At 64.1% G+C, this 17245-nt stretch carries 18 protein-coding genes and 1 pseudogene; 12 read left to right on the top strand and 7 right to left on the bottom strand.

The genetic code is table 11. The annotated features are described in order from the left end of the window. Nucleotides 1-2: 2 nt before the first annotated feature. Complete coding sequence (locus JQK88_RS09690; RefSeq protein WP_203278166.1) at nucleotides 3-422, bottom strand: OsmC family protein; 420 nt, start codon at nucleotides 420-422, stop codon at nucleotides 3-5. 150 nt (nucleotides 423-572) lie between these two features. Here JQK88_RS09690 and JQK88_RS09685 point away from each other — a divergent pair, with 150 nt between their 5' ends. Next, nucleotides 573-1235 carry a phytochelatin synthase family protein gene (locus JQK88_RS09685; RefSeq protein WP_192249218.1) on the top strand — a complete coding sequence of 221 codons (663 nt, stop codon included), beginning with the start codon at nucleotides 573-575 and terminating at the stop codon, nucleotides 1233-1235. Nucleotides 1236-1277: 42 nt separating this feature from the next. Here JQK88_RS09685 and JQK88_RS09680 read toward each other — a convergent pair whose 3' ends face one another. Then, nucleotides 1278-1676 (bottom strand): AMP-binding enzyme, encoded by a 399-nt coding sequence (locus JQK88_RS09680; RefSeq protein WP_192248676.1) that lies wholly within the window; start codon nucleotides 1674-1676, stop codon nucleotides 1278-1280. 76 nt (nucleotides 1677-1752) lie between these two features. On the opposite strand from JQK88_RS09680, the gene JQK88_RS09675 reads away from it, so the two are divergent. Genes JQK88_RS09675 through JQK88_RS09665 form a run of 3 tightly spaced genes read left to right on the top strand, consistent with a single transcriptional unit; the run spans nucleotide 1753 to nucleotide 5839 of the window. After that, on the top strand, nucleotides 1753-2205 hold the full coding sequence (locus tag JQK88_RS09675; RefSeq protein ID WP_192248673.1) for a (2Fe-2S)-binding protein: 453 nt from the start codon (nucleotides 1753-1755) through the stop codon (nucleotides 2203-2205). 15 nt (nucleotides 2206-2220) lie between these two features. Beyond that, nucleotides 2221-4521 carry a xanthine dehydrogenase family protein molybdopterin-binding subunit gene (locus tag JQK88_RS09670; RefSeq protein ID WP_192248671.1) on the top strand — a complete coding sequence of 767 codons (2301 nt, stop codon included), beginning with the start codon at nucleotides 2221-2223 and terminating at the stop codon, nucleotides 4519-4521. A 10-nt stretch (nucleotides 4522-4531) separates the two neighbouring features. After that, a complete protein-coding gene (locus JQK88_RS09665; RefSeq protein WP_203278165.1) occupies nucleotides 4532-5839 on the top strand; it encodes a c-type cytochrome in 1308 nt (435 codons plus the stop codon). A gap of 22 nt (nucleotides 5840-5861) precedes the next feature. Here the strand turns inward: JQK88_RS09665 and JQK88_RS09660 are convergent, their stop codons facing one another. Next, entirely contained in the window at nucleotides 5862-7355 is a 1494-nt protein-coding gene (locus JQK88_RS09660; RefSeq protein ID WP_192248664.1) for an AMP-binding protein, read from the bottom strand. Nucleotides 7356-7388: 33 nt separating this feature from the next. Next, the gene (locus tag JQK88_RS09655; protein WP_192248661.1) at nucleotides 7389-8204 is read right to left on the bottom strand and encodes a p-hydroxycinnamoyl CoA hydratase/lyase; all 816 of its coding nucleotides are present in this window, start codon (nucleotides 8202-8204) and stop codon (nucleotides 7389-7391) included. Between the two features lie 154 nt (nucleotides 8205-8358). On the opposite strand from JQK88_RS09655, the gene JQK88_RS09650 reads away from it, so the two are divergent. The 8 genes from JQK88_RS09650 to JQK88_RS09615 all read left to right on the top strand — a co-directional run bounded on the left by JQK88_RS09650 (nucleotide 8359) and on the right by JQK88_RS09615 (nucleotide 14782). Further along, nucleotides 8359-8832, top strand: a complete 474-nt coding sequence (locus tag JQK88_RS09650; protein WP_192248658.1) for a MarR family winged helix-turn-helix transcriptional regulator — start codon at nucleotides 8359-8361, stop codon at nucleotides 8830-8832. Nucleotides 8833-9040: 208 nt separating this feature from the next. Then, nucleotides 9041-9772 (top strand): 3-keto-5-aminohexanoate cleavage protein, encoded by a 732-nt coding sequence (locus JQK88_RS09645; protein WP_192248655.1) that lies wholly within the window; start codon nucleotides 9041-9043, stop codon nucleotides 9770-9772. Nucleotides 9773-9955: 183 nt separating this feature from the next. Next, nucleotides 9956-10465 carry an Lrp/AsnC family transcriptional regulator gene (locus tag JQK88_RS09640; protein ID WP_112560910.1) on the top strand — a complete coding sequence of 170 codons (510 nt, stop codon included), beginning with the start codon at nucleotides 9956-9958 and terminating at the stop codon, nucleotides 10463-10465. Further along, nucleotides 10462-11625 carry a saccharopine dehydrogenase family protein gene (locus tag JQK88_RS09635; protein WP_203278164.1) on the top strand — a complete coding sequence of 388 codons (1164 nt, stop codon included), beginning with the start codon at nucleotides 10462-10464 and terminating at the stop codon, nucleotides 11623-11625. Before JQK88_RS09640 ends, JQK88_RS09635 begins: the two co-directional genes overlap by 4 nt. Before the next feature lie 112 nt (nucleotides 11626-11737). Beyond that, on the top strand, nucleotides 11738-12526 hold the full coding sequence (locus JQK88_RS09630) for an ABC transporter substrate-binding protein (protein WP_203278163.1): 789 nt from the start codon (nucleotides 11738-11740) through the stop codon (nucleotides 12524-12526). A 122-nt stretch (nucleotides 12527-12648) separates the two neighbouring features. Beyond that, nucleotides 12649-13326 (top strand): amino acid ABC transporter permease, encoded by a 678-nt coding sequence (locus JQK88_RS09625; RefSeq protein WP_203278162.1) that lies wholly within the window; start codon nucleotides 12649-12651, stop codon nucleotides 13324-13326. Then, complete coding sequence (locus tag JQK88_RS09620) at nucleotides 13323-13997, top strand: amino acid ABC transporter permease (RefSeq protein ID WP_192248643.1); 675 nt, start codon at nucleotides 13323-13325, stop codon at nucleotides 13995-13997. The genes JQK88_RS09625 and JQK88_RS09620 overlap by 4 nt, the downstream gene beginning before the upstream one ends. 56 nt (nucleotides 13998-14053) lie before the next feature. Next, complete coding sequence (locus JQK88_RS09615; protein WP_192249214.1) at nucleotides 14054-14782, top strand: amino acid ABC transporter ATP-binding protein; 729 nt, start codon at nucleotides 14054-14056, stop codon at nucleotides 14780-14782. Here the strand turns inward: JQK88_RS09615 and JQK88_RS09610 are convergent. The 3 genes and pseudogenes from JQK88_RS09610 to JQK88_RS36030 form a co-directional block, all read right to left on the bottom strand. Beyond that, on the bottom strand, nucleotides 14779-15516 hold the full coding sequence (locus JQK88_RS09610; protein WP_203278161.1) for an alpha/beta fold hydrolase: 738 nt from the start codon (nucleotides 15514-15516) through the stop codon (nucleotides 14779-14781). The genes JQK88_RS09615 and JQK88_RS09610 overlap by 4 nt on opposite strands. A gap of 98 nt (nucleotides 15517-15614) precedes the next feature. Further along, on the bottom strand, nucleotides 15615-16322 hold the full coding sequence (locus JQK88_RS36035; RefSeq protein WP_246749786.1) for an alpha/beta fold hydrolase: 708 nt from the start codon (nucleotides 16320-16322) through the stop codon (nucleotides 15615-15617). Between the two features lie 206 nt (nucleotides 16323-16528). Continuing rightward, a pseudogene (locus tag JQK88_RS36030) lies at nucleotides 16529-17158 on the bottom strand (AfsR/SARP family transcriptional regulator); the annotation flags it as partial. Nucleotides 17159-17245: the final 87 nt, after the last annotated feature.

The raw sequence follows: 17245 nt of genomic DNA, 5'->3' as shown, positions 1-17245 counted from the left end.
GATCAAAGTGGGGCGGATGAGAGGTGCGAACCACCCGATTCCTGCGGACACGGGCGCGGCTTTACCTTCTCCCCTTGTGGGAGAAGGTGCATCGGCGCGCAGCGCCGAGACGGATGAGGGGTGCTCCAGCGGAGTGAGGCGACGTGGGAGACATCGCCTTCTGCCTTCTCGCCCCTCACATCGGCGCGGACCTCGCCGAGGTTGGCGGCGACGCCGAGGCGCGTGGCGGCAATGCGGGCGCTCAGCACCATGCAGGCGGCGAGCGAGGCATAGAGCAGGTCGAGCGGATTGAAGCCCGGAGCGTTGACCCCGGTCACCACATCGACGCTGCCGCCGGTCGGTGTTGTCACGACCGGCAAGCCGCCCGGCGGCATCACGGCCAGCGCGCCGGTCTCTCGGGTCCTGACCTTGAGTTCTGCCATTTCAACTATCCTTTCGGGGCCGGGCAAAATGCAAGGCGCAGCCGCCCTGGCGGCCGCGCCCCCTGCCACGCAATGCCGGTATATGGTAGTCTCGGGGCCGACATCGCAACATCGACCGACGAACAAAATCGTCTGCTTCGAGGTTCAGCAATGAAGCGCAGTTTCATTTTGGCTGTGATTGCCGGCGTTGGCCTGCTCTGCGGTGCCGCATTTTTGATTGTCGGTCCGTCTCCAGTCTCGCCAGACGCCATCCAGTCGTCGGTTGTTCGTACCCCGGCATTGATCGACAGCGCCTGGAAGTTGCCCGTGGCTGCTACCTTCAATGCCAACCTTGACTGGCAATCGAACGGTTCACGCTGCGGTCCGGCAAGTGTTGCAAACACATTCCGCTCGATCGGCGAAGAGGAGACGACCGAAGCCGAAGTGCTCGCGGGAACCGGAAAGTGCTGGACTGGCTTTTGCATCGTCGGCCTGACGCTGGACGAGCTTGCCGACGTCGCTCAGGCGAAAACCGGGCGCAAAGTCTCCGTGCTTCGGAATCTGAGCGCCGACGAGTTCCGCGAGCACATGAAGCACGCCAACGACCCCGGCCGCCGCTACATCATCAACTTTACCCGAGAGACGATATTCGGCGCCGGCAGTGGTCATTTTTCACCGATCGGCGGCTATCTGGAGGCCGAGGACTTGGTTTTCGTTCTCGACGTCAACGAGCGCTACAAGCCTTGGCTGATCGAGCGTGAACGCCTGTTCTCGGCTATGGACACCATCGACAGCGATGGCGACAAGAAGCGCGGCTTGCTTCTGATCGAGTAGCAGGGCCCTAAGCGGTTTCGCACCAACGATGCACTCGCTACCTCAACCCGGCGCCGGCCAGCCGCACAATATATGTTTCTGGATCTTGGCCGACGACGTGCGCGGCAGCGTGTCGGTGAGCCGAAATTCCTCGGGCACCTTGTAGCGGGCAATGCGGGCGGCACAGTGCGCCGCGAGCGCTGCCGGGTCGAGGACGCAGCCCGCCTTCAGCACGACGAAAGCGCGGCCGACCTCGCCCCAGCGCTCGTCGGCGATGCCGATGACAGCCGCCTCGGCAATGTCGGGATGATCGAGCAACGCCATCTCGGCCTCAGCTCGATAAACGTTCTCGCCGCCGGAAAGGAACATGTCCTTGCGGCGGTCGACCAGCGTGACGAAACCGTCCTCGTCCCGCCGCGGCGCACGCGAGTGTGGTTCACACGCGCATCGCCGAAACAACATGCATGTGATTAGACACGACCGGCAAATTTGTGCCTACTGCATCATCCACGGGGATGCGGATAACCGAGGAGAGGCCATGATTGCGCTCAATGTAAACGGCGAGGATCGCAGTGTCGACGTGCCGGACGATATGCCATTGCTGTGGGTGCTGCGCGATGTCATCGGCCTGACCGGCACGAAGTTCGGTTGCGGCATCGCCCAGTGCGGCGCCTGCACGGTGCAGCTTGATGGACAACCGGTGCGCTCTTGTGTGCTGCCGGTCGCGTCGGTCGGTTCGCGCCATGTCACCACCGTCGAAGCGATCGGCACGACGCAATCGGGCAAGAAAGTGCAACAGGCCTGGCTCGACCTCGAAGTCATCCAGTGCGGCTATTGCCAGTCCGGGCAGATCATGTCGGCCTCGGCGCTGCTGGAGCGCAATCCCGACCCCAGCGACAGCGATATCGATGCGGCGATGTCCGGCAACATCTGCCGGTGCGGCACCTACGCGCGAATACGAGCGGCCATAAAACAGGCCGCGAAGGCCTGAGGGAGATAGCCAGCCATGAGCAAGCCGTCCTCCTCCCCGCAAAAAGTCACCTCGCGCCGCGCCTTCCTGCAAGGCAGCGGACTTCTGCTCGGCTTCACCATGCTGGGCGCCGGCATCAGGCCCGGTTTTGCCGCGGCTGAGCCCGTCGAAGGCGACGTCATCGCCGCCTTTTCACCCGACGCTTTTATCCGCGTCGACAGCGACGGCAAGATCACCTTCATCCTGCCCAACATCGAGATGGGACAAGGGACCCATACCGGCGAAGCCACGCTGATCGCCGAGGAACTGGAGGTCGGCCTCGACCAGGTCACGGTCGTCGACGCGCCGCCCAACGAGAAGCTTTATACGACTGCGCTGCTGGGCGGCCAGGCAACGGGCGGCTCAACCTCGATGCGGGCAACCTGGGAACCGCTGCGCAAGGCAGGTGCTGCAGCCCGCACGATGCTGGTTTCGGCAGCAGCCGCACAATGGTCGGTTCCGGTTTCGGAATGCAGCGCCAAGCTTGGCGTGGTCACGCATCAGCCGACAGGCCGGCAGCTGGCCTATGGCGCGCTCGCCGACGCAGCGGGCAAGCAGCCGGTGCCGAGCGATGTCAAGCTCAAGGACCCCAAGGATTTTCAGCTGATCGGCAAGTCGCTGCGCCGGGTCGACACAGCAGGCAAGGTCAATGGGGCTGTGGTCTACGGCATCGATGTGCGTGTGCCCGACATGAAGGTGGCGACGGTCGCCGCCTGTCCGGTGATCGGCGGCAAGCTCGGCGCTGTCGACGAGACCGCGGCGCGTGCCGTTCCCGGCGTGCGCGATATCGTCAGACTGGACAACGCGGTCGCCGTGATCGGCGATCATTTCTGGGTGGCCAAGAAAGGCCTTGAGGCCCTCACCATCACCTGGGACGAAGGCGCCAACGCCAAGCTTTCAAGCGCCGACATCATGAACACGTTGAAGGCGGCGTCCAAAAACAAGACGCCGATCATGGCGCGCCAGGAAGGCGACGTCGCCGGCGCGCTGAAAGCTGCCGTCAAGACGGTCGAGGCAAGCTATGAGCTGCCGTTCCTGGCGCATGCGCCGATGGAGCCGATCAACTGCGTCGTGCATGTGCGCGCCGACGAATGCGAGATCTGGCTCGGCACCCAGGTGCCCACCCAGGCGCAAGGCTGGGCCGCCCAGGTCACGGGCTTTCCGCTCGACAAGGTCATCGTGCACAATCATCTGATCGGCGGCGGTTTCGGCCGCCGGCTTGTCGCTGAATATGTCGGCCAGGCGGCGGCGATCGCCAAACAGGTGAGCTACCCGGTCAAGGTCATCTGGACGCGTGAAGAAGACATCCAGCACGACCTCTACCGGCCCACCTACTACGATCGCCTCTCCGCTGGTCTCGGTGCCGACGGCCTGCCAACGGTGTGGATCGACCATGTCGCCGGCGGCTCGGTGCTCGGCAACTACATTCCGGGCGGCTGGCCGCAGGACAAGCTTGACGACGACGCCGTCGACGGCGCAGCCAAACCGCCTTACGACCTGCCCGTTATCCAGGTCGACTGGGTGCGCGAGGACCCGCCGATGCCGATCACCTGGTGGCGTGGCGTCGGGCCGACGCACAATGTCTTCGTGGTCGAAAGTTTCATGGACGAACTCGCCCATGCGGCGGGCAAGGACCCGGTGGAGTACCGCCGGGCGCTGACCAAGAACCAGCCGCGTGCGGCCGGCGTGCTCGAGCTTGCAGCCGAGAAGTCCGGCTGGGGCTCGCCGCTTCCAGCCGGCAGCGGCCGCGGCATTTCGCTGCACAATGCCTTCGGCAGCTTCATGGCCGCAGTGCTGGAAATCTCGGTTTCACCGGCCGGCGAGATCACGCTGCAGCGTGCGGTGGTCGCCGTCGATTGCGGCATCGCCATCAACCCCAACACGGTCGAAGCCCAGATCGAAGGCGGTTTGATCTTTGGCCTGTCGGCGGCGCTCTACAGCGGCATCACCTTCAGCAATGGCCGCGTCGAACAGAGCAATTTTCACGACTACCGCATCCTGCGCATCAACGAGGCGCCGAAGATCGAGGTCTATCACGTCAAGAGCTTGGAATCGCCTGGCGGCATCGGTGAGACGGCAACGGTTTCGGCCGGCCCTGCCCTTGCCAACGCGATCTTCGCCGCAACAGGAAAACGCCTGCGCAGCCTGCCCATCGACCGCAACCAGCTGAAGAGCGACGGCGCCGACAAGACCAGCGTGTCGATGATGCCGCCGCTGGCGGCGCCCTTGCTGGCGGTGCTGGCGAACGGCAAGGAGCGCCCGGAGACCGGCGTCGAAACCGAAGCCGAAACGCTGTGAGGGCCGAGCCATGAAAAGATTGGTCCGGACCATCCTCGCTGTCGTGGTCGTCGCCGCCGTTGCCGTTGCGATCTTCCTCTTCAGGCCGGCGCCGCTGCCGGATGTTTCGGTGGCAGCGGCAAAGCTGCCGACAGGCCAGGCGCTGATCGACCGCGGCGAATATCTGACGCGCGCCGCCGATTGCGTCGCCTGCCACACGACATCAGGCGGAACGCCCTATGCCGGCGGCCTTGCCTTCAAGTTGCCGTTCGGCACCGTCTATTCGCCCAACATCACCGCCGACAAACAAACCGGCATCGGCGACTGGAGCGACGCGGAGTTCGTGCGCGCGCTGCATCAAGGCATCGACAAGCAAGGCCGCAATCTCTACCCGGCCTTTTCCTATGCCGCCTATGCGCGGATGACCACGGAAGATGCGCTGGCGATCAAGGCCTATCTGTTCAGCCTGCCGCCGGTCCACGCCGAGGCGCCGAAGAACGATCTCGGCTTCCCGTTCAACCAGCGTTATGTCCTGCGGTTCTGGAACCTGTTGTTCGTTGCCAACGGTCCGCTGCCACAGGACGAAAAGCAGAGCGCGGAATGGAACCGCGGCGCCTATCTCACCGAAGCCATGGCGCATTGCGGCGAATGCCACACGCCGCGCAACCTGCTCTATGGGCTCGACAACGGCAAGAAATTCGCCGGCGCCGAACTGCAGGGCTGGAAGGCCTACAATATCAGTTCGGACAAGACGACCGGCATCGGCAGCTGGAGCGACGAACAACTGTTCGACTATCTGTCGAAGGGCCATGCGGAAGGGCGCGGTGCGGCCACCGGCAGCATGGGGGAAGCCGTCGACTACAGCCTGCGCCATCTGACGCCGGAAGACATCAAGGCGATCGTCGCCTATGTGAAAGCCGTGCCGCCGCAAGTCAGCAGCGACAAGGCGATCGTCGAAGCGCAGCCACCGGCAACACTGACGACGTCCATCGCCTACGGTCCCTCTCCGGACTCAGTGGCGCAAGGCGGGCTCGGCCTGAAGTTGTTCCAGGGCGCCTGTGCCAGCTGTCACGCATGGAATGGTGAAGGGTTGCAGACGCCTTACGCGGCACTGCGCGGCAGCCGCACGGTCAACGACCCCGACGGCACCAATCTCATCCAGGTCATCCTGAAAGGCGCGCATATGACGACGCCGCTGGGCAAGCAGGCGATGCCGGCCTTCGCCAGTGCCTATTCGGATACCGAGATCGCAGCCCTCGGCAACTATGTGCTGGCGCATTTCGGCGGCAAGCAATCCGCCATCACGCCGGCTGACGCCGCCAAAGCGCGGGCGCAATGACGCCAGGCGGTGATGCTCCAGCTCACTGCCGGCTGCGCAAGATGTGCTTCTGGATTTTGCCCGACGCGGTGCGCGGCAGCGCGTCGGTGAGCAGGAATTCCTTCGGCACCTTGTAGCGGGCGATACGGGCCGCACAGTGCGCCGCAAGCGCTGCCGGATCGAGGACACGGTCCGCCTTCAGCACAACGAAAGCCCGTCCGACCTCGCCCCAGCGCTCATCGGCGATGCCAATGACGGCCGCTTCGGCAATGTCGGGATGGTCGAGCAGCACGAGCTCGACTTCGGCCGGATAGACGTTTTCGCCGCCGGAGATGAACATGTCTTTGCGGCGGTCGATGAGGGTGACAAAACCCTCAGCATCCCGGCGCGCAATGTCGCCGGTGCGGAACCATCCATCGGATGTGAAGGCCTGCGCCGTCTCGTCCGGCCGGTTCCAGTAGCCGGGCGTGATGTTGGGGCCGCTGAGCCAGATCTCACCGGCCTCGCCCGGGGCGACGTCGTTGCCGTCATCATCGACGATGCGCAGGCAAACCGAAGGTCCCGGCAGGCCGGCGGAACCTGCCTTGCGGGCGATCTGGCCGGCCTCGAGCGGCATGCCGAGCACGGTGCCGGCCTCGGTCATGCCGAAGCCGTCGACCATGCGCACGCCCTGCTCCAGCCACCAGCGGATGTCGGCGGCGGGATTGGGAGCGCCGCCGGTGAAGATAGCGGTGAGCGTGGTCCAGTTCGCCGGATCGAAACCCACGCCGTCGCGCAGCATTTTTGCCATTTGCGGCACGCAGAAATAGTGGGTGACGCCGAGCTCGGGATCGGCCAGCCGCCGGTTGGTGAGACCGGCCTCGAAGCCGGGCGAGATCAGCACGGTGCCGCCTTGCAGCAAGGGCGGACGCAGGCTGGTGATGAGGCCGATGACATGGAACATCGGCGCGTCGCACAGGAAGACGCTTGAATTGCCGACGCGACCCAGCACGCCGAAGTTGACCGCGGTGGCGAAGGCGTTGGCCTCGGTGATGATCACTCCCTTCGGCCGGCCCGACGTTCCCGAGGTGTAGAGGATGACGGAGGGCTGATCGGCCGCAGGCAAGGGCCGGCGCGTCGCCAACGCCTGCGCTGCCACCGCCGCCGCAAAGTCAGCGACCTCGACCGTCATGCAGTCCTTGGGCGGTGCTGTATCGAACGCGGCATCGTGCAGCACCAGCGCGGGATCGCAATCGGCGAGGATCGCTTGCTGCTCAGGCGCAGCGAGGCGCCGGTTGACCGGCACGAAAATGGCGCCGAGGCGCATGGCGGCCTGCTGCAGGATCAGCAGGTCCGCGCTGTTGCGGGCGACGGTGGCGATGCGCTGCCCCGGCTCGATGCCGTAGCCGCTTTCGAGCACGGCGACGGCACGCTGGATGGCATCATCGAGCGCATGATAGGTCCAGCGCCGCCCGGAAGCGAGGTCGACGCAAGCGAGGCGCTCGGGTTGCGTCGCGGCATGCAAGGCCACGGGATCTGGCGTCGTCCAGGCCGGCATCTCGCATCTCCTCCCCGATCGGATCTTGGCTGATCACCTTGCCTTGTCGTAGGCGCCGAGGCCGGGCTTATAGCTCTTCTCATCAATGAACTGGCGGATGCCTTCCTTGCGGCCGTCATTGTCGTAGGAGTTGGCCGCCTCTTGCGCCCGCACCAGATAGTCCTCGGCATTGTCGTAGGTCATCTCGGCGACGCGGCGGATGGCGTCCTTGGTCGCCTTAAGCGCGACCGGGTTTTTCTTCAGCAAAATGTTCGCCACCTCGGCGACACGCGCCTTCAACTTTTCCAGCGGCAGGCTTTCATTGACCAGCTTCCACGCTGCCGCCTTCCTGCCGTCGATGAGTTCGCCGGTCAGCGCATGATACATGGCGTCGCGCATCGACAGCAGGTCGACCACCACCTTGGTGGCGCCGCCGCCGGGCAGGATGCCCCAGTTGATCTCGGAGAGCGCGAACTGCGCCTCGTCGGCCGCGAAAGCCAGATCGCAGGCAAACAGCGGGCCATAGCCGCCGCCAAAGCACCAGCCATTGACCATGGCGATGGTCGGCTTGCGGTACCAGCGCAGCCGCCGCCACCAGCCATAGGCTTCGCCCTGCGCCTTGCGAACGGCGCCTAGCCCCTTGGCCTCGGTCTCGCGAAAATACTCCTTGAGGTCCATGCCCGCCGACCAGGCGCTGCCCTCGCCCGACAGTACCAGCACCCCGACATCGTCGCGGTATTCCAGCCCATCCAGCACTTCCATCATGCGCCGGTTGAGCGCCGGGTTCATGCAGTTGCGTTTTTCGGGTCGGTTGAAGCGCACCCAGGCGATGCCGTTCTCGACGTCGAAGGCCACGGTCTCTTCGGTCATGGCAATTCTCCTCCTGCTTGCGTGCATGGCAAGCGAAGAGCCGCGCTCCAAACCTGCCTTGCATTAATCGCTATTCTACATAGCTTTCATAATTGCTATGTCGCATAGTATTTTCTGCTTGACAAGGGCCTTGATCGCGGTGATCGCTTGCGGCATGGACGAGGCCACAATCCGCAGCAAACCCCGCAAGGCCAGGATAGCGCCGGAAGACACGCTCGACGCGCAGATTGGCTACAATCTGCGGCGCGCTTCGGCCCTGGCGCTCAATGATTTCACGGTCGAACTGGTCGACGCGGCGCTGCGGCCGGTCACTTACGGCATGCTCGCGTTGATCGACGAAAGGCCCGGTATCCGCGCCGCCGAACTCTGCCGCCTGCTCGGTATGAAGAGCGCCAACATGGCGCCACTGCTTGCCGAACTCGAGGGGCGCGGCCTGGTTGAACGCGACGACCATGCGCAGGACAGGCGCGTGCAGGTGCTCGCTTTGACCAAGGCAGCCAAAGCGGCCATGCCGGCATGGCGCAGGCACGTGCGCCGGCACGAGGACCGGTTCCTGCAGCGGCTGACGAAGAAAGAGCGCGCAACGCTACTGCGCCTGCTGCGCCTGATCTGGATCGAGGAAGAGTAAGTTCTTCTGCAAGCGTTCGTCACTAGCCATTTGCCATGCCGCCACCGATCTCGCTGAAGACCTTTTTCGAACAAGGCGATAGCGGCGCATCCTGCCAGTCTGATTCAGGCCGGGTCGCATCCGCCTGTCAGCAGTCTTCACCGTGCCCGTTCCCTCTCCGCCCTGCCCTTTGCTAGGCTCGCGCCATCCGCAACAGGAGCGCGAAATCATGATCGTCCAGGCCTGCATCAATGGCGCCCGCGCCGCCGATTTCCACCCTGCCCTCCCACTCGACGCCGAAGCCATGGCGCGCGACGGTGCGGCTTCGATTGCCGCCGGCGCGGCCGAACTGCATGTCCATGCGCGCGGAGCCGACAAGCGAGAGAGCCTTTCGCCGGCAGCGATGGATCCGACGATCGCGGCGCTGCGCCGCGCCTGCCCCGGTACGCTGATCGGCGTCTCCACCGGCGCCTGGATCGAGAACGACGATACCAGCACGCTGGTCGCCATCGCCGGCTGGCGCGAATTGCCGGACTATGCCTCGGTCAATCTCAGCGAGGCGGCGGCGCCCATCGTCATGGAGAGCCTGCGTCAGTGTGGCATCGGCATCGAAGCCGGTCTGGCTTCAGTCGCCGACGCCGAGCGTCTCGTCAGCCTCGACCATGGCGGACGCGTGCTGCGCATCCTGATCGAGATCTCCGAACAGACGCAGGACGCGGCCTTTGCCGTGTCGGACGGCATCGAAAAGGTGCTGGAGCGTGCCGGGATACGGCGCGCAATCCTGCTGCATGGCGCCGACGCCACGGTCTGGCCGTTCGTGCGCCGGGCGGCGGAGTGCAACTGGTCGACACGCGTCGGACTGGAAGACGGCAAGGACCTGCCGGATGGCACTGAAGCCTCCGGCAATGCGGCGTTGGTGGCTGCTGCGGTGGCGATTTTCCGAACTGGCCGATCAGCGTAGCGGCTGACGAATGCGTCGATGATGGCTGACCTTGCCCTCGCGGGGAGATCGCCATCCTCCCCGAAGCTGGCACAACAGCGAGCGATAATTCCGCTCTTGCTGTTATTAAAAATTTCTCATAGGCTATTTTCATATCAGGAAGAAATTGCCTTCCATTTTTCTCCTTTATGAAAGCCTTGCCTTTTGCGTGAACATCTCGATCAAACCGATCGACGGCTGGTCAAGCTGTTGTCACAGGATGCCCAACCCGGCATCAACCGGCTCGCCGAGACGATGGCGATTTCGGTGCCGACGGTGCGCTCAAGGCTGCGCAATCTGCTGGACCGCAATTTGCTGAAGATCGTCGGGCTGCTCAATTTGACCGAGCGCCCGGAGTTGATCTCGGCCATTGTCGGCATCAACGCGCAAGGCAGAGGCCGCGCCCGCGAACTGGCACAGCGAATCTCGGAACTGCCTTTCGTCAACTCGGCCTCGGTGGTTACCGGACGCTTCGACATCATTGTCGACGTCACCGTCGCCGGCGATGTCGCCGACCTCTACCGCATCACCAGCGAGCTCATCCCGGGCGCCGGCATTCCCGGCGAAGTGGTGCGCAGCGAGACCTTTGTCGTCATGGCCTCGTGCAACAAATGGGTCAGCCTTCCCGAAGGCTGCTGGTCGGAAGAAACACCGGCCCGCAAGGAGCCGGCATGAAGATCGCAGTTCTCGGCGGCCTTGGCCTGCAAGGCCGCGCGGCCATCGCCGATCTCGTCGCCAGCGCCGGCGTCGAGGAAATCGTCTGCGTCGATACAGCAGCTGATGGCCCTGCCCGGCTTGCCGGCCTGACCGACCTTTCTCGCGTGCGTTTCGCCGTGCCCGAAGGCGCGATCGGTCCGGCACTCGCCACTGTGTTGGCCGATGTCGACGCCGTCATCGATCTCCTGCCGCAGCCATTGATGCGCGAGGCGGTGCAGGCGGCGATCGCGACGCGCACGCCGCTGGTCACCACCAATTACGGCAAGGCCATTGCCGATCTGGCGCCAGAGGCTGAACGGGCCGGCGTTTCGATCATGACCGAATGCGGGCTCGACCCCGGCATCGATCTTGTGCTTTACGCGCGCGCCGCAAAGCAATTCTCTACGATCTCCTCGATCGATTCCTATTGCGGCGGCATCCCTGAACCGAAGGCGATGGCGAAGCCCCTCTGCTACAAGGTGAGCTGGAATTTCGACATGGTTCTGGTCAGCCAGAACCGCGACAGCGTGATGATCGAGGACGGCAAGCGCGTCGAAGTCTCGGCCGGCCGACAGCACGACAACCGCTTCATCCACGAGATCGACGTGGCCGGCCTCGGCCGGCTGGAGGCCTTTCCCAATGGCGACGCGCTGCATTATGTCGAGATGCTGGAGGCCGCCAAGGGGCTGCAGCGCTCGGGCCGCTACACGCTGCGCTGGCCAGGCTGGTCGGCATTCTGGGCGCCGCTGAAGGAACTTGGCTTCCTTTCCGAAGACAAGGTGGCCGGCACTGGCGCCAGCCCACGCGAATTTCTCGGCAGGCTGCTCGGCCCGCAACTGCAGTACGGCGCCGACGAGAAGGACCTTTGCGTGATGCGCAACGTCTTTTCCGGTCTCGAAGGTGGTCGCGCCAAGACGGTGACGTCGGACCTGATCATCGAACGCGATCTGGCCTCCGGCCTCTTCGGCATGAGCCTCGGCGTCGGCTACCCCGCCAGCATCGTGGCGCAGATGCTGGCGCGGCGCGAGATTATCACACCCGGGCTTTTGAACCCGCTGCAGCATGTGCCCGACGGACCGTTCTTCGACGAACTGGCGAGGCGCGGTATCACGGTTGCCGAGACGGTGGCGTTGGACTGAGGATTTTCGAACGGTGGTGCCGCCGGCAAACGGCGCTGCCGCTCAAAAAGCACCCGAAAGGGTGAAAATAACAAACGACGCAGTGGAACAATACAACAAGGAGGAATGCCAAATGAAGATTGCCAAGCTTTTCATCGCCGGACTTGCGCTTGCGGGTCTCACCGCTGCTGCCAGTGCCGGAACGCTCGACGAGATCACCAAGCGCGGCGAATTGCGCGTCGCGGTGCAGACGCAAGGACCGCCCTTCTCGCTGGTCGGCGCCAATGGCGAACGCACCGGCAGTTCGGTCGAACTCGCCGAGCTGATGGCCAAGGAAATGGGCGTCAAGATCACCTTCCTCGACTATGACTGGGATGGGCTGATTCCGGCGCTGCTGTCGGGCAAGGCCGACCTGCTCGTCGCCGACATGACACCGACGCTGGCGCGCGGCATGAAAGTCGCCTTCACCACGCCCTACATGTATACAGGCAGCACCGTCTTCACCAAGGCCGACAGCAAGTTCAAGACCGCCGAGGACTGCAAGGCCAAGGGCACCAAGATTGCCGTGCTGTTGGGCGCCACCGGCGAAAAGGAAGCCAAGAACGCTTTCCCGGATGCCGACATCAAGAGCTACAAGGGCGGCGGTCCGCTGCTGCTCGACGCCGTCAACAACGGCCAGGCCGATTGCGGCGTCAACGACGTCTCCGCGGTCAAGGGTCAGTCGACCGCTTATCCCGCCGGCACCTTCACCATCATGCCGGACCTTTTGTCGAAGGAGCCGCTTGCATTCGCCACCCGCTATGACGAGCCAGACCTGTTGGTCTGGATGAACTTGTTCCTCAACCAGGTCAGCATCGACGGCCGCCTGCAGAAGAACCTCGACTACTGGGTCAATTCCGACGCCTGGAAGAAGGATCACTGAGGAGGTAGTAGCGAATAGGGAGTAGCGAATAGGGAATGGCCGTTCCGGCCACGCTTTGTGCTGCTCCCTACTTCGCTACTCGCTACTCGCTATTCCCTTTCCCTCTTCACCACCGTGCGCCCATGCTCGAAAACTTCAGCTTCCGCACCATCATCGAATATCTGCCGCTGTTCGGGCAGGGTCTGATCACGACCGTCTGGCTGTCGGCGCTGTCCTTTGCCGGTGCGCTTGCCGTCGGCGTCGTGCTCGCCGCCATGAACCTGCAGCGCAGCCAGCTGTTTCGCGTGCCGGCCAAGGCCTATATCGACGCGGTGCGTGCCACGCCGTTGCTGGCGCAGCTCTATTTCCTCTATTTCGGCCTGCCGCGGCTCGGCTTCGTGCTGCCCGAGCTCGTCGTAGGCATCCTCGCTTTGTCGTTGAACAGCGGCGCCTATATCGCCGAAATCATTCGCGCCGGCATCCTGTCGATCCCGCGCGGCCAGGTGGAAGCCGGCGTCGCCTCGGGGATGACCTATGTCCTGCGCATGCGCCTCGTCATCCTGCCGCAAGTGTTCAAGGTGACGATCCCGCCGCTGCTCGGCCAGGCGATCGTGCTGGTCAAGGATTCGGCGCTGTTGTCGTTGATCTCGGTTTCCGAACTGACGCGCGCCGGCCAATTGCTGGCGTCCGACCGCTTCATGCCGGCGGAAGGTTTTCTCACCATCGCCGCTTTTTATCTGCTGCTCTACTATTGCCTCAAGGGATTGGCGGGGCTGTCCAGTCGCTGGCTCGGCTTGCAGCCGGCAAGGAGCAGCACATGATCTGGCAGCAGCTGCAAAGCCTCGCTGGCAGCTATCCCCTCGCCTTGCGCGGCCTCGGCATGACGGTGATGCTGTCGCTGATCAGCCTGGTGCTTGGCACGGCGCTCGGCTTCGGCCTCGGCATATTGCGCACCGGCGGCAACCGGCTGATCTCGAGTGTGATCGGCGCCTGGGTCGACCTGATCCGCGGCACGCCGTTCCTGGTGCAGATCTTCCTGATCTTCTTCATCCTGCCGGAGTTCGGCATCGAGCTCGGCGCCTTCACCGCCGGCATCATCGCGCTGACCAATCTGGCCGCCTGCTTCATCTGCGAAATCGTCGCCGCTGGCATCCGTTCGGTGCCGACCGGCCAGGTCGAGGCAGCGCTGGCGTCAGGCCTGTCGCGCTGGCAGCGCATGCGCCAGGTGGTGCTGCCGCAAGCGATGCGCATCGTGCTGCCGCCGCTGGTCGGGCAATATGTGCTGCTGATCAAGGATTCTTCGGTCGTCTCGGCCATCGGGCTGACCGACCTCACAAGGGTCGGCTGGCTGGTGGTGCAGCGCGTGCCGAACGGCCTGCTGGTCTTCTTCCTCGTCGGCGTCGGCTATTTCATCGTCTGCTATCCGCTGATCATGCTCGCCCGCCGGCTGGAGCGGCGCATGGGCCAAGCGCATGGCGAGGTGCAGCTGTGACATCGAACCCCAAAGGGCGCACGAATATGAGCACGCCAAGCCAGGCCAAAACCGGCATGATCGACTTTCGCGGCGTCAACAAATGGTTCGGCCCGCTCAATGTGCTGAAAGACATCACGCTCAGCGTCGAGCCGCGCGAGGTCGTCGTCGTCTGCGGCCCCAGCGGCTCGGGCAAGAGCACGCTGATCCGTTGCATCAACGGCCTGGAGACGATCAAGGACGGCGACCTCATCGTCGACGGCCAGCGCCTCGGCGACCCCGCCACCAACATGACGCTGCTGCGCACCGAGATCGGCTTCGTCTTCCAGTCGTTCAATCTCTACCCGCACAAGACCGCGCTGGAAAACGTCACGCTGGCGCCAATCCATGTCCGCAAGATCCCACGCGCCGAGGCCGAGCAGGCCGGTCGCGACTTGCTGGCCAAGGTCGGCCTCGCCGACAAGGTCAACGCGTATCCCTCACAGCTCTCCGGCGGCCAGCAGCAGCGCGTAGCGATCGCACGCTGCCTCGGCATGCGGCCCAAGATCATGCTGTTCGACGAGCCGACCTCGGCGCTCGACCCCGAGATGATTTCCGAAGTGCTCGACGTGATGGTCGCGGTGGCTGAAGAAGGCATGACCATGATGGTGGTGACGCACGAAATGGGCTTCGCCCGCAAGGTGGCGCAGCGCGTGGTGTTCATGGATGCCGGCGCCATCGTCGAAAGCGGCACGCCGGAGGCGTTTTTCTCCGCCCCGAAGACGGACCGCAGCCGGGCTTTTCTGAGCAAGATTCTCAGGCACTAGGGTAGAGCCAAAAACCCTTCCATGCGCGCGCATATCGGGTCGACCGCCAAGAACGCCTGGAAATGATTGCATCCGACGAGTTCGAGATAGTCGGCGCCGGCAAGGGCTGCAAAATCACGGACCTTCGGACACAACGGATCGGCCTCTCCGCTGATTGCAAGGATCGGTCGATCAAAGCCGACAAACGGTGCCGACCGATCGGACCGGTCCAGTGCAACGCATACCCGCAGGGCGTCAAGATCATTGTTTCTGAGTTGCCTGACGTTCCCGTCTGTCAACGGCCAGCTCTCGGTGCGCAGATACGAGATCCAGGGTTCTATGCCGACGCTCACGGCCGCCCTGAGCAGACTCAGATCCTGACCGAAGGGATGCGCCCCGTTGACGACAAGCGAGCGCACCCGGTTCGGGTAGTGGGCGGCAAACGCCAGGGCAATGGTGCCGCCCAAGGAATGCCCACAGATGTCGGCATTGACTGCGCCGATATCATTCAGAACCGCCGCGACGTCTGTCGCGCATCGCCCGGCATCATACGCTTCGGGCACATGCGGCTTGTCGCTTCTGCCATGACCGCGAGCGTCGATCAGTATCAGTTGCCGCCCCGCCAACCGCTCGACGTAGCCCACTTCACGCCAAATCGTGTGATCTGCTGTAAAGCCGTGCAACAGCACGAGCGGCTTTCCCGTCCCGATCACCTCATAGGCAATGCGGGTTCCGTCTTCCGATACAACGAACATGATCGTTCCTTCTGCAGGGCGCAAACTTCACAACAGACATCAAGAGTTGTGAGCGTCGCCCTACACAGGGGGTGTCCCCTGATCGTCCCCGGCTGCGATCAGCTGCCTCGTGCAAACGCGCTGATGCTGTCGAGCAGCGGCTGCTGATCGCCGACCCAGAACCAGTGGTCGTCACCGGCGACCTCGACGAAACGCGCATCCGGGATTTTGGCTGCGAGGAACCGCCCGGCCTCGACGCGCACGGCACGGTCGCCGGAGCGGTGCAGAACCATCGTCCTGGCCGAAACTTTTGCCAGGAGATGGCGGACGTCGGTATCACGCAGCGCTTCGAGCAAACCTGCGACCGCGCCGGGACTGGAGGCTGCCCTGAGCAATCCGGCCCACCAGCTCTGCGCCTGGCGGTCCGCGGCCAGGCTCGGGGCGAATGTCTGGATTTCCGCCGGACCACCCCAGCCGGCGAGCAGGCGTTGCTTCCACAGGTCGTATTGGGCGACGGTCAGGGCAAAAGGATAGTCGGGCGCGCGGCTGCCTTTCGCCAGGGAACCCCAGAGAACAAGGCCGATCAGGCGATCAGGATGGTTCACGGCAAAACGGATACAACCCGGCCCACCCTCCGATGCACCGATGAGCAATGCCCTGCGGCTGCCGGCCGCGTTCATGACCGCCAGAATATCCTCGCCGTCGCTTCGACGGTTGGGCGGGCGCCAACGCGGTCGGAAAGTCCCATGCCGCGCCGGTCGAAAAGGATCAGGCGGCCGAGACGCGAAACCGCGGTGATCCAGGAGCGGCAGCTTCTGTCTTCCCAAACCCGCTCGACATGCGAAATGAACCCCGGAACAAGCACGATATCCATCGGGCCGCTGCCGACGATCTGGTAGGCAATATGGACGCCGTCCACGTCGACATAGCGCGTTCTGGGCACGTCCGAGCCAGTATCGCGCGTTGGTTCACGCAGCAGGGCAAGCGTGGCGGAGTCTGGCGCTATGCCGAGTTCGTCCCGCAGCAACCGAACACAGGTCTCGGCCTGGCGCTCGGCCGCCGCCCTGTCCCCGGCCGCCAGGTGGGCGCGGATCAGGTGACGGTGTGCGCTTTCGCTCAATGGGTCCAGGGCCGCAAGGCGCGTCGCTTGCACGACCGCGCTGCGAGGCTCGCCGCCGGCGATCTTCGCTTCGACGAGCCGCTCCAGCGCCTGCACCAGCCGGCTGCGCAGGGCCTCGCGCCTGAAGAAGACCCATTCCTCGAATTCCAGACAGTCCGGCAGTGAGAAGCCGACGAGATAGTCGCCCTTGTGGATATCAGCGGCCTCGTCGAGAGGCCCGACATCACAGGCATGCTCGAAAACCCTGGAGTCGACCTCGACGGACAGCGCCGGATGCAGGCTGAGGGATGTTCCGCTGGCGGCGATAACCTCGCTGCCGAACGCGATGCGGATTTTATACAGCGTGCGCCGAAGGCGCGCCCGTGCGGCGTCCTCGTCGGTTTCGGGCCACAAAAGTGTAGCGGCAACCTCGCGCGCTACGGGGCCATCGGCCTCGGCGAGATAGATGAGGAGCGCGGCTGCCTTGCGCAAGACAAGCTCCACCCGCCGCCCGTTCAGACGGAACTCCGGAAAACCCAGAAGTCGGAACTGCAATCGCTCCATCGATCCGTATGCGCCGAGCGGGGACGTTGAGGGGACGCAGGCCTTCTACCTATCCCCACGACGTTGGGCCATTTGGCCCGTCTGAAG

The organism is Mesorhizobium caraganae (assembly GCF_016836705.1).
GTDB classification, from domain to species: Bacteria; Pseudomonadota; Alphaproteobacteria; order Rhizobiales; family Rhizobiaceae; genus Mesorhizobium; species Mesorhizobium caraganae.
The sequence above is the reverse complement of the archived record's forward strand: the minus strand, read 5'-3'. Positions and strand labels throughout refer to the sequence as shown.

What these genes read in the sequence shown, in the direction of transcription:
- JQK88_RS09610 (WP_203278161.1), bottom strand. Translation starts at nt 15,516, where the DNA reads ATGTTCGTTGTATCGGAAGACGGAACCCGCATTGCCTATGAGGTGATC.
- JQK88_RS09615 (WP_192249214.1), top strand. Translation starts at nt 14,054, where the DNA reads ATGATCGACTTTCGCGGCGTCAACAAATGGTTCGGCCCGCTCAATGTG.
- JQK88_RS09630 (WP_203278163.1), top strand. Translation starts at nt 11,738, where the DNA reads ATGAAGATTGCCAAGCTTTTCATCGCCGGACTTGCGCTTGCGGGTCTC.
- JQK88_RS09635 (WP_203278164.1), top strand. Translation starts at nt 10,462, where the DNA reads ATGAAGATCGCAGTTCTCGGCGGCCTTGGCCTGCAAGGCCGCGCGGCC.
- JQK88_RS09625 (WP_203278162.1), top strand. Translation starts at nt 12,649, where the DNA reads ATGCTCGAAAACTTCAGCTTCCGCACCATCATCGAATATCTGCCGCTG.
- JQK88_RS09680 (WP_192248676.1), bottom strand. Translation starts at nt 1,676, where the DNA reads ATGTTGTTTCGGCGATGCGCGTGTGAACCACACTCGCGTGCGCCGCGG.
- JQK88_RS09685 (WP_192249218.1), top strand. Translation starts at nt 573, where the DNA reads ATGAAGCGCAGTTTCATTTTGGCTGTGATTGCCGGCGTTGGCCTGCTC.
- JQK88_RS09665 (WP_203278165.1), top strand. Translation starts at nt 4,532, where the DNA reads ATGAAAAGATTGGTCCGGACCATCCTCGCTGTCGTGGTCGTCGCCGCC.
- JQK88_RS09650 (WP_192248658.1), top strand. Translation starts at nt 8,359, where the DNA reads ATGGACGAGGCCACAATCCGCAGCAAACCCCGCAAGGCCAGGATAGCG.
- JQK88_RS09690 (WP_203278166.1), bottom strand. Translation starts at nt 422, where the DNA reads ATGGCAGAACTCAAGGTCAGGACCCGAGAGACCGGCGCGCTGGCCGTG.
- JQK88_RS09660 (WP_192248664.1), bottom strand. Translation starts at nt 7,355, where the DNA reads ATGCCGGCCTGGACGACGCCAGATCCCGTGGCCTTGCATGCCGCGACG.
- JQK88_RS09655 (WP_192248661.1), bottom strand. Translation starts at nt 8,204, where the DNA reads ATGACCGAAGAGACCGTGGCCTTCGACGTCGAGAACGGCATCGCCTGG.
- JQK88_RS09670 (WP_192248671.1), top strand. Translation starts at nt 2,221, where the DNA reads ATGAGCAAGCCGTCCTCCTCCCCGCAAAAAGTCACCTCGCGCCGCGCC.
- JQK88_RS09645 (WP_192248655.1), top strand. Translation starts at nt 9,041, where the DNA reads ATGATCGTCCAGGCCTGCATCAATGGCGCCCGCGCCGCCGATTTCCAC.
- JQK88_RS09675 (WP_192248673.1), top strand. Translation starts at nt 1,753, where the DNA reads ATGATTGCGCTCAATGTAAACGGCGAGGATCGCAGTGTCGACGTGCCG.
- JQK88_RS09620 (WP_192248643.1), top strand. Translation starts at nt 13,323, where the DNA reads ATGATCTGGCAGCAGCTGCAAAGCCTCGCTGGCAGCTATCCCCTCGCC.